We start from the raw sequence: 14,812 nt of genomic DNA, 5'->3' as shown, positions 1-14,812 counted from the left end.
GGCATAGCTGGCAAAGGCCTTCAGGCTCGGGTCGACGCCCCGCAGCTGCCGTGCTCACCACAGTAGTAATTCTATAGAACATCGGATCCAAAAAAATTTCAGACCTGTATTACTCAAGGGAAGATGGGCAGGTATCGCCCTCTTCAGCCCTTCCCTTGGAACAGGAGTCTGAAAGATGACAGTTTGCTGCCCTTCTTGTGGTTCCCTTCGCATCGCAACCCGCAACCATGCCCGCAAGATTGGAGGCGTCGTCGGGGCCGTCGGCGGAACGGCCAGCGGTGCTGCCAGCGCCATGGCTGGCGCGCAAAGTGGCGCCGCGTTGGGGGCCTTCGCGGGTCCAGTTGGAATGACACTCGGCGGCCTCGCCGGTGCGATCTTGGGTGGCCTGGCCGGCGGAGTAGCCGGTGGCCTGGCTGGCGCCAAAATGGGTGAAGAGTTTGATACCCGTGTGCTCGACAACTACGAGTGCCAGGACTGCGGATTAGCGTTTTCGCACAACCGCGACTGACCCCACCCAGCAGTCGCAGATTCTGGGCTCAAAGCCCGCTTCCCTGAAGCTCTCCTCTCTACATCTTCTACGCGCCGAGAACTGGCCACCATCAGTTGGCCGGCGTCACATATTGCCTGTGGGCAAGGAGTTATCAATGGCTCATTTCATCGAAACTATGGCCTACGCCGGCGCCACCCCCTGGCACGGCCTGGGCAACCAGCTCACTCAGAAACAGCCCATCGAGGTCTGGCAACACGAAGCCGGCATGGATTGGCAAATTTTGGAGAGCCCCGTCCATTTCAAATCCGATGCCGTCGGCCACCTGGGCGCGATTCATTCCTTCCCCGAGCAAAAGGTGCTATTCCGTTCGGACACCAAGGCCCCGCTGTCGGTGGTCTCGCAGCGCTACCACACCGTACAGCCAAGGGAAGTGCTGGAGTTTTACCGAGACCTTACCGAGGTGTCCGGCTACGAGCTGGAAACCGCCGGCGTACTCAAGGGTGGCCGCAAGTTCTGGGCGCTGGCGCGTACCGGGCAAGGCGCAGCGCTCAAGGGCAACGACCAGGTCAACGGCTACCTGCTGCTGGCGACCTCCTGCGACGGCACCCTGGCCACCACGGCAACGCCGACCACGGTGCGCGTGGTCTGCAACAACACCCTGACCATCGCCCTGGACGGCACCAGCCGGGCGATCAAGGTGCCGCACAACACCCGCTTCGATCCCAAGGTGGTGAAGAAGCAACTCGGTATCGCGGTATCCCAGTGGGATGAGTTTATGTACCGCATGCGTGCGCTGGCCGAACGCAAGGTGCAATGGCATGAGGCGCTGGGCTTCTTCATGAACGTGATGTGCGAGACCAGCCCGACCGGCGCTCTACCCGAGCAACTACCCAACGAGCGCGCCCTGCGTAAGGTCCAGGAGCTGTACGAAGGTCGTGGTCGCGGTAGCCAGCTGGACTCGGCACGCGGCACCGCCTGGGGCCTGCTCAATGCCGTGACCGAGTACGTCGACCACGAGCGCCGTGCGCGCAGCAACGAGTACCGCATGGACTCGGCCTGGTTCGGCCAGGGTGCGCAGATCAAGCAACGCGCCCTGGATGCCGCGCTGCAACTCGCCGCTTAACCCTCAATTACCTCAACCCTCGCGCCCGGTCAGCCTTGTGCTGGTCGGGCGTTTTTATGTCTGCAGGTGAATACCATGAAAGCAACGTCATTGAACGGCAGCACCAGCAAGAAACGCCCTGCCCTGCGTCTGGTCAGCACCAAGGAGCTGCCGCGCGAGGACTGGCTGCAGATCCGCAAGCAAGGCATCGGCAGTTCGGATGCTGCATCGGCGGTCGGCCTGAATCCCTACAAGTCGCAGCTGGAACTGTGGCTGGAGAAGACCGGCCGGGATACCACGCTGCCGAAGGCCGATCCCCAGGATGAGGAAAGCCCGATGTACTGGGGCAACGTCCTGGAGCCCATCGTGGCCTGGCATTACAGCAAGCGCACGAAGAACAAGGTGCGGCGCATCAACGCCGTGCTGCAGCATCCCGATCCGGCGCTGCCCTGGATGCTGGCCAACATCGACCGCGAGGTGATCGGGGCCGACGATGTGCAGATCCTCGAATGCAAGACCGCCGGCATAAACGGCGCACGCCTCTGGAAGGAAGGCGTGCCTGAGTATGTGCAGTTGCAGGTCATGCACCAGCTAGCGGTCACCGGCAAGCAGGCCGCGGATGTGGCCGTGCTGCTCGGCGGCCAGACGCTGGAGATCCACCGCATCGAACGGGACGAGCAGATGATCGCGCGCCTGATCGAGTTGGAACGCAAGTTCTGGCACTACGTGGAGGCCGATACGCCACCGCCGGCCGATGGCACCGCTTCCGCCGAAACGGCCCTGCGTTGCCTCTATCCGGAGGACAACGGCCAGGTCGTCGACTTCAGCCACCACGCCGGACTGACCGCTGCCTTCATTGAGCTCAAGGCCGTTCGCCAGTCGATTGCCGACAAGGAAAAGCGCGAGGCCGAGCTCAAGCAGATGCTGCAACAGGCCATGGGCGATGCCAGCCGGGCAGAGTTCTCCAGCGGCTACGTCAGTTGGCGCAAAGCCAAGGACAGCGTCGGCCTCGATGTCGCTCAGCTGCTCCAGGACAAGCCTTACCTGCAGGCCAAGTACCCACTGCTGAAACCCGGTGCGCGGCGTTTCCTGGTCGGCTGATTTCCATCTCTTTCACCCCTCCCTCCCCTTGGCCAGTCCATGCAGTTAGCGCTGTGTGGCTGGCTTTTTTCATTTCCAGGAGAACCACCATGCTCAAAGGTTTGGCTATCACCCCGCCGGTGCTCGGGCGCATCTCCATCGGCAAGGTCATCGAGAAAAACGGCAAGCGTCTGCCGGAGAAGGATGACCAGTTCACCATCACCTCCCAGGTACAAGGCAAGGACGGCTGGCTGCTGCACCCACTCAACGACGAATTGCGCCAGGGCAAGGACGACAAGCTGCGCAGCATACCGGTGCGCCTGCTGTTCAACGAGCCAGAGCTGAATTTTCGCGCCGACTACACCCTATTCGACCGGCAGTCCGGACGCCCGCTTTGCGTGGGCAATGGCGAGACCTGCAAGCGCATCACCCAGGACGGCATGCAGTCGCTGTCCTGCCCTTCGCCGGATGCCTGCCCGCTGGCCAGGGGCGGCTTGTGTAAGCCCTACGGCCGGCTGAATGTGGTCATTGGCGACGACGATCCGCTGGGCAGCTTCGTGTTCCGCACCACCGGTTTCAACAGCATCCGCACCCTGGCGGCTCGCCTGCATTACTTCCAGGCCATCTCCGGCAACCGCCTGGCGTGCCTGCCGCTGGAGCTGCGGCTGCGCGGCAAGTCCACCCGGCAAAGCCATGGCACACCGATCTTCTACGTCGATCTGACGGTACGCGCCGGTATGGACATGACGGAGGCTCTGTTATCGGCCAATGAGCTCGATGTGCAGCGACAGGCCGCAGGCTTCGACCAGACCGCCTTGGATGAAGCGGCGCAGCGTGGCTTTGGCAATGGCGCGTTCGAGGACAGCGAGGAAGATGCTGGTGCCGTCGCCGAGGAGTTCTACCCCGCCGAGGAAAGCCCATCGGCATTCCCCCAGACAATCCAGGGGGCTTCGAAAGCCAGACTGGCCGAGAAGCTGGAGGCCCAAGCCCAGCGCCATACCCCACCGACTGATGACCATCAAGGAGCCCAGCATGCGCCTGCACAAGCTGAAGGCCGGTGAATCGACCGGCACCTACCTGGTCGAGTCACCGGTCACCGAAACCGACATCCTGTTGATGGCCCGCCAGTTGGCCAATTTGCGTCTGCGCCGAGGACGAGCACTGACCTCACCGAAGGAGGTGTTCAGCCACCTGCAGGCGCTGCTCGCCGACCATGAGCATGAGGTATTCGCCCTGCTTCTGCTCGACAGCCGGCATCGGGTGATTACCTTCCAGGAGATGTTCAGAGGCACGCTCGATGGCGCCAGCGTCTATCCTCGAGAAATCGTCAAGGTCGCGCTGGAACACAACACCGCAGCAGCCGTGTTGGTTCATAACCACCCATCCGGTGATCCAGAACCCAGCCAAGCGGATCTCAACCTGACGCACAAAGTGCGAGAGGCCCTGAATCTGGTCGGTGTGCGAACCCTGGACCATATCGTGGTGGGCCACGAGAGCTGCGTGTCGCTGGCAGAACAAGGCTACCTGTGAGGAAAAAGCCATGAAAAAGCTACTGCGGACCTTGGCTGCCGTGTTCATGTTCGCCGGCATCCTCGCGGGCTGCCTGGGCCTTCTGCTGCTGGTGATTATGATGGTCCGTTTTCCACCGCTGCTGATTGCCGTGCTGCTGACCTGCTGGATCTTCAGCCGATTACAACAGACTGCAGACGAACCACCCCACTGACAAAATGGCATGGACCAGCGTGAGCAGCACGCCAAGCTGCTCACGCTGGTCATGTCCTCTCCTTATTTTTTTGTCGTCCCAGCAAGTCACGGCCAGCTGCAGCAGCGTCTTGGTGATGTCGTCCTGCACCACCTGCCTCAGCGCCTGGCTGTACGCATCTTCCGGCAAACCGGGGTTCAGGCGTTTGAGCGCGGCCTGCACCTCGCGGGTGAACACCACCTCGCTGTCGCTGCGGCGCCCCAGCAGGCCGTCCTATCCAAAGCCTTCCTCGTCCTGGGCGGACAGCCCCTGCCAGCCGAGCTGCTTCTGTAGCAGTTCGACGGTAGGCGCCTGGATAAGTTGATCCTCGGAGTACTCTTTTTAGCCATTTCCCTTCCCCGATATGGCCAGCGCAATGCCTGCTGGCCAAAAACTTCCTTCGCCTGCCTACCTTCTCAGGCGTTTCGGACATTCTTTTGGACAGTCCCAGTGGATTACCCGACGGACTGTCCAAAAACCTACCCTCCGAGAAAATACTGAGCAGCTTTCAACTTGCCGTCCATGCGCACGAGCTCCTCCGACACCAGGCTCCCCGGCATCGTCCGTATAAGTGGGCGGAAGCCATGGCATCCAGCACCGCACTCCGACTGCTACGGTACTTGGCGTCCATTGCATGCTCACAGGCTTCCTTCAAGCCATCGCCATTCTTCAGATCCAGCACACCGCACTCCTTGTCCCGATCAGGAGGGCTTCCATTTTCAATGACTGCATCATGCCCACCTGTTCTGCGGGAGCAAAGCTGTCGCCCAGCAAAACCTCTGTGGTATAGCCCCTTCCAGCTGGGACGAGCAGCGAAGTCTCCACGCTCTCTGAGCCAATGGTGCCCCTGCCGCCGCCCGTTCCGTTTTGCTGACAACCACTCTGCTGGAGGGGCAGCACGTAAGACATTGCGAAGGGCTGTCAGAGCCGGCTCGCACCGAAGCCATGCTGGCCATCCCCATAAACCTTGGTGGCTGCCTTGCAGAGGTAGCTGGCCCTGTAGAAAAAGTCGGCCTGACTCTGCGGGTCATTGCGACGCAGACAGTAGGCTGAATTGGTCGGTATCTCGACCAGCCCCCTGACCGCTTCGACTGACAGCCCCAAGGCACTGGCCCATGCCCCCTCAAGACGGTTGAACATGTTGTCCCTTCCGGCCTCGAACTTGCCAAGGGCATTGAAGGCGTCGAAGTTCAGCAGGAAAGCCACGTGATAGTGAGGCCTTCCATGCTGCCCAGTCTCCCTAGCCCAGACGCACCGGACGTTACTGTCATGCGCATTCTTGTTCTGCATGCGCGCCATTCGACGATTGTGCCGTATCTTGGCCTTGAACGACTCGACAAATCGATCAATTACCTGATTCGTGCAATGGCTTTCAGGTAGATCAACGCCCGCAGGGAACCTCAGATCAACCCTAAATGCGAACACACGAGAATACTGCTGAACAGCCCGCTCCGTAGTGCTGCGGAGTCTTTCTAGATACTGCCGAATAAAAGGCCCTTTATCGACCTGAATAGGCATTCCACAATAGCTGCTTGCATCATGAATCATCAGATTTTTGTTTTGAGGATGACGCTGCATTTCCAAATACTCCAGTGCTAGTTTCATATCCTTCTAGCGATGAGTACTTTTTAACAGCACACCATCGAACACATCACTCAGGCATCTGTGAATGCCTGAAATCCATCACCTATACACACCCACTCCTAACGACACTTGATATATCAACAATAAAGCATACTACCAATACCGAAAGACCAAACAATTAAAGCACCCAGAGCCATCAGGTAGACGCCTAAAAATAACCATGCAAAACGTCAAAAATAAACTCTGGAAAAAAATTGCCACAGCCAGCTAACCTGACCGTGACAACCTCCGTCCTCAAAGCCAAAGCAAACTTTAAAGTCAAACCGAAACAGCCCTTTGCGTGTCGCGCTCTTCAATTCGATCTAGGATCCACTCTTTGACCTCACTCTCTAGCCAGCCCACACTCCGCCCTCCCAAGGAAATCGGCTTCGGGAACCAGTTTTCGGAGACATATTTGTAAACCGTCGAGCGCCCCAGACCAGTCATTTCCATCACCTGCTGCAGTCGAATTACTTTCATGATGAGCTCCTAATTTGACTCATCAGATCTGGCTTGCGCGTAATTCTTTACATTCAGCGAGCAGCGTCCACCCCAGAATACAGGGCAGAAACTTCAATCCAGCACACTCACAGCAACTCCGCCCCGCACTGACAGCAGAAATGCAGACGCACCACCCAACATGCGACTCCAACTGAAGAGGGGACATTTCGCAGATAAATGAACGACCGAGCACTCGACGCTCACCCTCCTCAGCCGTAGTCACAACTTGTCGCCTGCCGATCACCTCATTTGGACACCAGACACAGGCCTTTCCACTCGCAGGGAGCACCGGTGACAGATCCCACCATGCCCTGAGCACAAGTTTTACCTCATGAAAGCCCCGTGTATACTAGCATTAGAGCTACCTTTGACATTCTAGGAAAGCGCTAGGATTACACTAGAAAACATCTATAAAACATCTGGAAAACGACTATTTATCATCTATTAATCTACTAGAGATTGGTCAAATACTCCCATTCCATCACTTGCATCACTACCAGTAAGAGCCGCAGACATGGCAATCCACATAAACGACAAACTCCAAAGAACATTTCGCGGCTTAAATGCCGACAGCCGATTCACCACCTGGCTATGGTTCTTTATAAAGTTCCACTCCCCGCAAGCCTACTTAGGAGAATTCAGAAGCCCCGGCATGCGTGACCGAATGGCAGAGGTAATCAACCAGGACCCCCATCGCGCCGACTTTATAGAAGCGCAAAGTGCTATTTCCCTCCTACCCGCGCAAAGCCTGCAGTGGATAACAAATGACAAAAGACAAAATATTTTTCTAATCAGGAAGCTTGCCGAGAAGAATGGAAATAACTACTTAGTCAGCCCCGCCAATCTAACCGGAAGAGATCTAACCATTGCGACAATTGACACCTGGCAAACGGATCAGACTCAAAAGTCAGCGCTAGTAAGCCAGATAAAATGGGAATGGGAGCTCCATACAAGCTCAGACCATATGTTCAAATGGTTCGATGATGCAGATGAGCGCGAAAAACTGAATACCGCATGGGAAATGGCCAAAAACAAATATTCATCCTTGCTTTTCCAGCAAACCCCATTTCAAGAAAAAAACGACTTTATTATTTTTTTTGACTCGCAATTCCTCACAGCATCAGACAAAACCCTGCTTATGGAATCCATCAAGAAACGATGGAGCCAAAACAAATACCGCGCCAAAATGACAGGCAAGAAGCAATACAATTTCATCCTATCCGACAAGACCATCAAGCGACTTGACAATCTAGCCGATAAACATAACCTGAAGCGAACTCAAGTCCTAGATATATTGCTACAAATGGAGGAAGAAAAAGGAATTTACATCCCAGAAAGACTAAAACCGCTGATCGACAGCTAAACACTTCGCGGACAGAAAGATACATCCATAGCCGCGCCAAAAATATTCCACAGAGGCATCCAGATTATTAGCAAGGCTGCCAGAGGTTTACCAAATACCCATGCGAGAGCAATAAATTTTCGAGCACAACCAGCGAATTAAGAAAAACTCAGGAGCACCCCTTCGCCACAACTTGAGCATCAACTTCGTCGGCCCACGCCTGCATCATCTGGCGTCGTTCTTCCAGATACTCAGCCTGGTTGTAGCTTGCGCGCACCTTGTTTCTCTCGGCATGTGCCAACTGACGCTCGATCACGTCTGAGCGATATCCCATTTCGTTCAGCATGGTCGAGGCTGTCGCACGAAAGCCATGCGCCGAAAAGCCGATGCTGTCCTTGCCATTGAATCCCATGCGCTCAAGCGCCCGGTTCAGCGTCGTGGCAGTCATGCACTCGTTCGGCCTGCGATAGTTGGGAAATAGAAGCCGACGACCGCCCGTGTGGGTGTGCAGTTCACGCAGCAGATCGACCGCCTGCCTGGATAGCGGAACGATGTGCGGCTCTCGCATCTTCATGCGCTCCGCAGGAATACGCCACTCAGCCCGATCCAGATCGAATTCACTCCACTCCGCCTTGCGGAGCTCTACGGTGCGAACAAAGGTGAGCAGCATAAGGCGCAGCGCGATCACTGTAGTCCTGTAGCCGCCGTATTGTTCCAATGCCCTGGAGAAGTCGACTACCTGCTCACGACTGAGCGGCTTGTGATGCTGCACCTTGGGCCGGTGGATAGCGCCTTTCAGGGCTGCCGCCGGATCGGCGTCGGCGCGTAATGTCGCGACGGCGTATCGAAAGACCGCCGACGACCACTGCCTTACGAGCAGCGCCACCGTTGAAGCGCCTCGGGCTTCAATTCGATCGAGAATCTCCAACAGATGCGCGGCAGATACATTGCGTATCGGCAGCCTCCCCACGAAGGGGAAAACATCTGCCGCCATGAATCGCTCAACCTGGCGCAAGTAGTAAGGCGTCCAGCCTGGCGCCTTCTTTTTGATCCACTCGCGTGCAACCGCCTCGAAGGTGTTCGCGTTCGCAGCGCTGATAGCCAGCCGTTCGGCCTGCCTGTTGTGTGACGGATGGATACCCTGGCGAATCAGTGGCCTGGTCTTTTCCCTCTCGCTGCGCGCATCAGCCAGTCCGAACTCCGGGTAGCTGCCAATGGCAAACACATTCTCCTTGCCATCTATGCGATAGCGGAGTCGCCAGAGTTTGGCACCGGTAGGACGCACCTCAAGATACAACCCGCCACCGTCGGTCAGCTTGAGCGGTTTCTCGGCAGGCTTGGCGTTGCGAACCTTGGCATCTGTCAGGGGCATATCTGCGGGTATCCGAATTTCGATACCCGCAACGATACCCGCATTATTCGTAGATGCCAACGAACGCCATGGACGACAAGGGACGTTAAGCTACTGGTTTTGCTGGGCCTTACGAAGGCGAATAGACTCTTACGGACATCAATAGAAGCCAATGCTGCTTATCGATCATCAGCAGCATGGTGCAATCCTCAAGCGTCGGTCTTGGCGGGCTGTTCGGCGAGGGCCACGGCACGGAACATGGCGCGGCGCTTGTTCAGCGTCTCCTCCCATTCCAGTGCCGGGACCGAGTCGGCGACGATGCCGGCGCCGGCTTGCACGTGCAGTTCGCCGTCCTTGATGACCGCGGTGCGGATCGCGATGGCGGTGTCCATGTTGCCGTTCCAGGCCAGGTAGCCCACGGCGCCACCGTAGACGCCGCGCTTGACCGGTTCGAGTTGGTCGATGATCTCCATGGCGCGGATCTTCGGCGCACCGGAGAGGGTGCCGGCCGGCAGGATGGCGCGCAGTGCCGCCATGGCGGAAACGCCGTCCTTGAGCTGGCCGGTGACGTTGGAAACGATGTGCATCACGTTCGAGTAACGCTCGATCACCATCTTCTCGGTGACTTTCACCGAGCCGGTGCTGGAGACACGGCCGACGTCGTTGCGGCCGAGGTCGATCAGCATCAGGTGTTCGGCGAGTTCCTTGGCATCGGACAGCAGGTCTGCTTCCAGGGCCCGGTCGGCCTCCTCGGTGGCGCCACGCGGGCGGGTGCCGGCGATGGGGCGTACGGTGACCAGGCCATCCTCGACCCGCACCAGCACCTCCGGCGAACTCCCCACCACGTGGAAATCGCCGAAGTTGAAGAAGTACATGTAGGGGGTGGGGTTGAAGCAGCGCAGGGCGCGATAGAGATCGATGGGCGCGGCCTTGAAGGGAATCGACATGCGCTGGGAGATCACCACCTGCATGCAGTCGCCGGCCAGGATGTATTCCTTGATTTCCCGCACCGCTTGCTCGTAGTCCTCACGGGTGAAGCTGGAGCGGAAGTCCGGCTCGCCGCCCACCGGCTGGCTCGGGTCCACGCCCAGGCGCGGCACCACCGGCTGGCGCAGCTTCTGGCGCAGCTCGGCGAGACGCGCCTGTCCCTGTTCGAACGCATCGGGCTGATTCGGGTCGGCCAGTACGATGGCGTGCAGCTTGCCGGCCAGGTTGTCGAACACGATCACCGCATCGGACACCATCAGCAGGATATCCGGGGTGCCCAGCGGATCGGGATTCGGGCAGTTGGCCAGGCGTTTTTCCACGTAACGCACGCAGTCGTAGCCAAAGTAGCCCACCAGACCGCCATTGAAACGCGGCAGGCCGGCGATCGGCGCCACCTGGTAGCGCTCCTTGAATGCCTCGACGAAGGCCAGCGGGTCTTCGCAGTCGTGGGACTCGACCTCGACGTCATCAACGCTGACGCCGACTTTCAGGCCATGGGCCCGCAGGACGGTACGGCTCTGCAGGCCGATGATGGAATAACGGCCCCATTTCTCGCCGCCCTGCACGGACTCCAGCAGGTAGGAGTAGGGGGTGTCGGCGAGCTTCAGGTAGAGGGACAGCGGGGTGTCGAAGTCCGCCAGGGTCTCGAACGCAAGCGGAATGCGGTTATAGCCTTCGGCGGCCAAACGCAGGAATTCTTCGCGGGTCATGATCAGCCTCGTGGGCGGGGAGTCCGCTGGGGACTCCTTGAGATGAAAACATCGGTGTGCAAGCGCGCCGGAGCATCCGGCCAGAATGAATTCAGGCGCGCCAGCGCCAACGGGCGACAGCCTTGATGATCTTCATTCCTGCTCGTTCGAGCCAATGCTTGCTGGGAACCACCACGTTTGCGTCTCGTTGAGGCGGATTGTCGGAGGAGTCCGGCGACATTAGCGCAGCGTCGTAAGCGGCGCAACCGCCAGGAAGCAGCTCACGCAGGTCATCCACCACCAGGGCCGGCGCCTCTTCGGCGATGGGCCGACCGTGGTTGTAACCGTAGCTCAGGGCCACGCATTTCACCCCGGCGGCCTTGGCCGCGAGCACGTCGTTGCGCGAGTCGCCGACAAACAGCGCCTCGGCGCGACCGACCCCGGTCATGTGCATCACATGGAGCAGCGCGGCCGGATCGGGCTTCTGCTGCGGCAGGGTGTCGCCGGCAATGATCAGCGGGAAGTAACGGCCCAGCTTCATTTCGTCCAGCAGCGGTGCGACGAAGCGCTCGGGTTTGTTGGTGACCAGCGCCAGCTCCACGCCCTTGTTCTTCAGCCACTTGAGAGTTTCCGTCACTCCCGGGTAGACCGTCGTGAGGGCGTGACTGTCCGCGTACGCCTCCATGAACAGTTCAAGTCCGCGCTCGGCATCGCTGTCGTGCACGGCGGCATGGTCGATATCACCGGCCAGGGCGCGACGCACCAGCACCCGGGCGCCGTTGCCGACCCACTCGCGGACCCGCTCGACACCCGCCGCCGGACGGCCGAGGGCGCCCAGCATGCGATCGACAGCGGCCGCCAGATCCGGGACCGAGTCCACCAGGGTGCCATCCAGGTCGAACATCACCAGGCGTGGCAGTTGTCCCTCGAAGAGTTGCTGCAAGGCGCTCATATCAGGCCAGGGCCAGTTCGGCACGCATGGCGGCGATGACTTCGGCGTAGTCGGGCGCGTTGAAGATGGCGGACCCGGCGACGAAGGTGTCGGCCCCGGCTGCGGCGATCTCGCGGATGTTCTTCACGTTGACGCCGCCATCGATCTCCAGACGGATGTCACGGCCCGAGGCGTCGATCAATGCACGGGCCTCACGCAGCTTGTCGAGGGTCCCTGGAATGAACTTCTGCCCGCCGAAGCCGGGGTTGACGCTCATCAGCAGGATCATGTCGACCTTGTCCATCACGTACTTGAGCACGTCCAGCGGGGTCGCCGGGTTGAACACCAGGCCCGACTTGGCGCCGCCGTCGCGGATCAGTTGCAGGGAGCGGTCGACGTGCTCGGAGGCTTCCGGGTGGAAGGTGATGTAGGTGGCGCCAGCCTCGATGAAGTCGCCGATGATGCGGTCCACCGGCTTGACCATCAGGTGCGCGTCGATGGGCGCGGTGATGCCGTACTTGCGCAAGGCCGAACAGACCATGGGGCCGATGGTCAGGTTGGGCACGTAGTGGTTGTCCATCACGTCGAAGTGAACGATGTCGGCGCCGGCGGCGAGAACGTTCTCCACCTCCTCACCCAGGCGGGCGAAATCGGCGGAAAGGATCGACGGTGCGATGGCGAAGGGCTGCATGGCTGACCTCAGGGCAGAATCACGGTGGCGCGAATTGTAGCCGGGATGGATAGCGCGCGGCGATTCGACCGATGACTGAGGGCAAGGGAAAAAAGAACCCGCCCGCACGGGGAGCGGGCGGGCGGAAGGGCGGGGCTTATTCGGGCATCGACGTGCGCAGGCGCTCGCTGCGGCCACGCAGCCACTCCAGCACCAGCAGCAGGGCGACCGAGAAGCCGATCAGCAACGTCGCGGCGGCGGCGATGGTGGGGCTGAGGTTCTCGCGGATACCGCTGAACATCTGCCGCGGCAGGGTGGCCTGCTCGGGGCCGGCGAGGAATAGGGTCACCACCACCTCATCGAACGAGGTGGCAAAGGCGAACAGCGCGCCCGAGATCACCCCCGGCGCGATCAGCGGCAGGGTCACCTTGAAGAACGCGGTCAGCGGCGGCGCCCCCAGGCTGGCGGCGGCGCGCACCAGGTTGTAGTTGAAGCCCTGCAGGGTCGCCGACACGGTGATGATGACGAAGGGCACGCCGAGCACGGCATGCACCAGGATCAGCGAGATGTAGCTGTTGCCCAAGCCCAGCGGCGCGAAGAACAGGTAAGCGGCGACACCGATGATCACCACCGGCACCACCATCGGCGAGATCAGCAGGCTCATGACCAGCGCCTTGCCGCGGAACTCGCCACGGGTCAGGCCGATGGACGCCAGGGTGCCGAAGACCATGGCCAGCACGGTAGCCGCCGGGGCGACGATCAGGCTGTTGGTCAACGAGCGCATCCACTCCGCCGAATTGAAGAAGTCGGCGTACCAGCGCAGGGAGAAGCCTTGCAGCGGGTAAACCAGGAAGGTGCCGGAGTTGAACGACAGCGGGATGATCACCAGCACCGGCAGGATCAGGAACAGCAGCACCAGGCCGCAGAGGCCGCGCAGGCTGTAGAACCACAGGCGTTCGACCGGGGACATGTAGGGACTCAGCATTTTCTTGTTCTCCTCAGCCAAGACGCAGGCGGCCGGCGCCCACCAGCCAGGTGTAGACGACGTACAGCACCAGGGTGGCGAACAGCAGCATGCCGCCCAGGGCCGTGGCCATGCCCCAGTTGATGGTGGTGTTGGTGAAGAAGGCGACGAAGTAACTGACCATCTGGTCGTTCGGGCTGCCCAGCAGCGCCGGGGTGATGTAGTAGCCGATGGACAGGATGAACACCAGCAGGCAACCGGCGCCGACGCCGGCCATGGTCTGCGGGAAGTACACCCTCCAGAAGCTGGCGAACGGGTGGCAGCCGAGGGAGATCGCCGCGCGCATGTAGCTGGGGGAAATCCCCTTCATCACGCTGTAGATCGGCAGGATCATGAACGGCAGCATGATGTGCACCATGGCGATGTAGACGCCGGTACGGTTGAACACCAGTTGCAGGGGTTGGTCGATCAGCCCCAGTTTGATCAGGGCGCCGTTGATCAGGCCGCCGGACTGCAGCAGCACGATCCACGCCGCCACCCGGACCAGGATGGAGGTCCAGAACGGCAGCAGCACCAGAATCATCAACAGGTTGCCCTGCCGGGTCGGCAGGTTGGCCAGCAGGTAGGCCAGCGGGTAGGCCAGGAGCAGGCAGATCACCGTGATCACCGCGCTCATCCAGAAGGTGCGGGCGAAGATGTCCAGGTAGATGGCCTGGTCCGGGGTGGCCGGCGCCAGCTCGCCGAGGTCATCGATGCGATGGTCGAGGGCGGCCAGCAGGTAATAGGGGGTGACGTGGCTGGTATTGCGGCGAATGACCTGCCAGTAAGCCGGGTCGCCCCAGCGCTCATCCAGGGACTCCAGCGCGTCCTTGTAGGCGGCCGGCTCGGTCTTGAACGGCAGGGCGCGGGCGGTCTTGGCCATCAGGCTGCGGTAGCCGGCCAGCTCCATGTTCAGGCGCTTGGAAAGGTCGCCGATGGTCTGGTTCTTGCGCGCCGCGGCGAGGTCCTCGGCCAGGGCCTTGTACACCGGCTCGGCGGGCAGCGCCTTGCCGTCCCAGGCGGCGATGGCGTCGACGGTTCGCGGCATGGAGCCGACCACTTCCGGGTTGTTCACACTCCTGTAGAGCAGCGCGCAGATGGGCACCAGGAAGGTCAGCAGGAGGAAGATCAGCAGCGGCAGGATCAACGCCTGGGACTTCAGGCGGTTCATCCGCTCGGCTTTGGCGAGGCGCTGCTTAAGGCTGGGGCCGGCGACCTCGTTCAGGGGCACTGCAGTGGCCATGGCGAACTCCGTTGGAACAGGATAGGACTTGCGGCCCGAAGGCCGGGGTGAGGAGCGGG

Annotated in this window: 15 protein-coding genes; 7 read left to right on the top strand and 8 right to left on the bottom strand. The window is 60.2% G+C overall.

All coding sequences use genetic code 11. The annotated features are described in order from the left end of the window. The first annotated feature begins 644 nt into the window (after positions 1 to 644). From PJW05_RS02720 to PJW05_RS02695, 6 genes are all read left to right on the top strand, one after another. The gene (locus PJW05_RS02720; RefSeq protein WP_031690319.1) at positions 645 to 1,613 is read left to right on the top strand and encodes a DUF932 domain-containing protein; all 969 of its coding nucleotides are present in this window, start codon (positions 645 to 647) and stop codon (positions 1,611 to 1,613) included. 75 nt (positions 1,614 to 1,688) lie between these two features. After that, positions 1,689 to 2,693: a YqaJ viral recombinase family nuclease gene (locus PJW05_RS02715; RefSeq protein WP_108240752.1), complete on the top strand. Its 1,005-nt coding sequence runs from the start codon at positions 1,689 to 1,691 to the stop codon at positions 2,691 to 2,693. An 89-nt stretch (positions 2,694 to 2,782) separates the two neighbouring features. Then, positions 2,783 to 3,733, top strand: coding sequence for a recombination directionality factor (locus PJW05_RS02710; RefSeq protein WP_108240751.1), 951 nt, complete (start codon positions 2,783 to 2,785; stop codon positions 3,731 to 3,733). Then, on the top strand, positions 3,705 to 4,202 hold the full coding sequence (radC, locus tag PJW05_RS02705; protein ID WP_108240750.1) for a RadC family protein: 498 nt from the start codon (positions 3,705 to 3,707) through the stop codon (positions 4,200 to 4,202). Before PJW05_RS02710 ends, radC begins: the two co-directional genes overlap by 29 nt. Before the next feature lie 10 nt (positions 4,203 to 4,212). Further along, positions 4,213 to 4,395, top strand: coding sequence for a hypothetical protein (locus PJW05_RS02700; protein ID WP_031690315.1), 183 nt, complete (start codon positions 4,213 to 4,215; stop codon positions 4,393 to 4,395). 9 nt (positions 4,396 to 4,404) lie between these two features. Then, on the top strand, positions 4,405 to 4,707 hold the full coding sequence (locus PJW05_RS02695) for a hypothetical protein (protein WP_049951345.1): 303 nt from the start codon (positions 4,405 to 4,407) through the stop codon (positions 4,705 to 4,707). Positions 4,708 to 5,334: 627 nt separating this feature from the next. Here the strand turns inward: PJW05_RS02695 and PJW05_RS02690 are convergent. After that, complete coding sequence (locus PJW05_RS02690) at positions 5,335 to 5,991, bottom strand: inovirus Gp2 family protein (protein WP_108240748.1); 657 nt, start codon at positions 5,989 to 5,991, stop codon at positions 5,335 to 5,337. Between the two features lie 324 nt (positions 5,992 to 6,315). After that, positions 6,316 to 6,516 carry a helix-turn-helix transcriptional regulator gene (locus PJW05_RS02685; protein ID WP_031690312.1) on the bottom strand — a complete coding sequence of 67 codons (201 nt, stop codon included), beginning with the start codon at positions 6,514 to 6,516 and terminating at the stop codon, positions 6,316 to 6,318. Positions 6,517 to 7,051: 535 nt separating this feature from the next. Here PJW05_RS02685 and PJW05_RS02680 point away from each other — a divergent pair. After that, positions 7,052 to 7,900, top strand: a complete 849-nt coding sequence (locus PJW05_RS02680) for a hypothetical protein (RefSeq protein ID WP_226923099.1) — start codon at positions 7,052 to 7,054, stop codon at positions 7,898 to 7,900. 148 nt (positions 7,901 to 8,048) lie between these two features. Here the strand turns inward: PJW05_RS02680 and PJW05_RS02675 are convergent, their stop codons facing one another. The 6 genes from PJW05_RS02675 to PJW05_RS02650 form a co-directional block, all read right to left on the bottom strand. After that, entirely contained in the window at positions 8,049 to 9,251 is a 1,203-nt protein-coding gene (locus tag PJW05_RS02675; RefSeq protein WP_108240747.1) for a tyrosine-type recombinase/integrase, read from the bottom strand. A 188-nt stretch (positions 9,252 to 9,439) separates the two neighbouring features. Beyond that, complete coding sequence (trpE, locus tag PJW05_RS02670) at positions 9,440 to 10,927, bottom strand: anthranilate synthase component I (RefSeq protein WP_271410401.1); 1,488 nt, start codon at positions 10,925 to 10,927, stop codon at positions 9,440 to 9,442. Positions 10,928 to 11,018: 91 nt separating this feature from the next. Further along, entirely contained in the window at positions 11,019 to 11,858 is an 840-nt protein-coding gene (locus PJW05_RS02665) for a phosphoglycolate phosphatase (protein WP_271410400.1), read from the bottom strand. A gap of 1 nt (position 11,859) precedes the next feature. Next, positions 11,860 to 12,528, bottom strand: coding sequence for a ribulose-phosphate 3-epimerase (rpe, locus tag PJW05_RS02660; RefSeq protein WP_271410399.1), 669 nt, complete (start codon positions 12,526 to 12,528; stop codon positions 11,860 to 11,862). Between the two features lie 136 nt (positions 12,529 to 12,664). Further along, a complete protein-coding gene (locus tag PJW05_RS02655) occupies positions 12,665 to 13,492 on the bottom strand; it encodes an ABC transporter permease (RefSeq protein WP_271410398.1) in 828 nt (275 codons plus the stop codon). Positions 13,493 to 13,505: 13 nt separating this feature from the next. Beyond that, positions 13,506 to 14,753 (bottom strand): ABC transporter permease, encoded by a 1,248-nt coding sequence (locus PJW05_RS02650; protein WP_271410397.1) that lies wholly within the window; start codon positions 14,751 to 14,753, stop codon positions 13,506 to 13,508. Between the last annotated feature and the right edge of the window lie 59 nt (positions 14,754 to 14,812).

This window comes from Pseudomonas sp. Q1-7, from assembly GCF_028010285.1.
In the GTDB taxonomy this organism is placed as follows: Bacteria; Pseudomonadota; Gammaproteobacteria; order Pseudomonadales; family Pseudomonadaceae; genus Metapseudomonas.
This window is presented reverse-complemented; position numbering and strand designations above follow the sequence as displayed.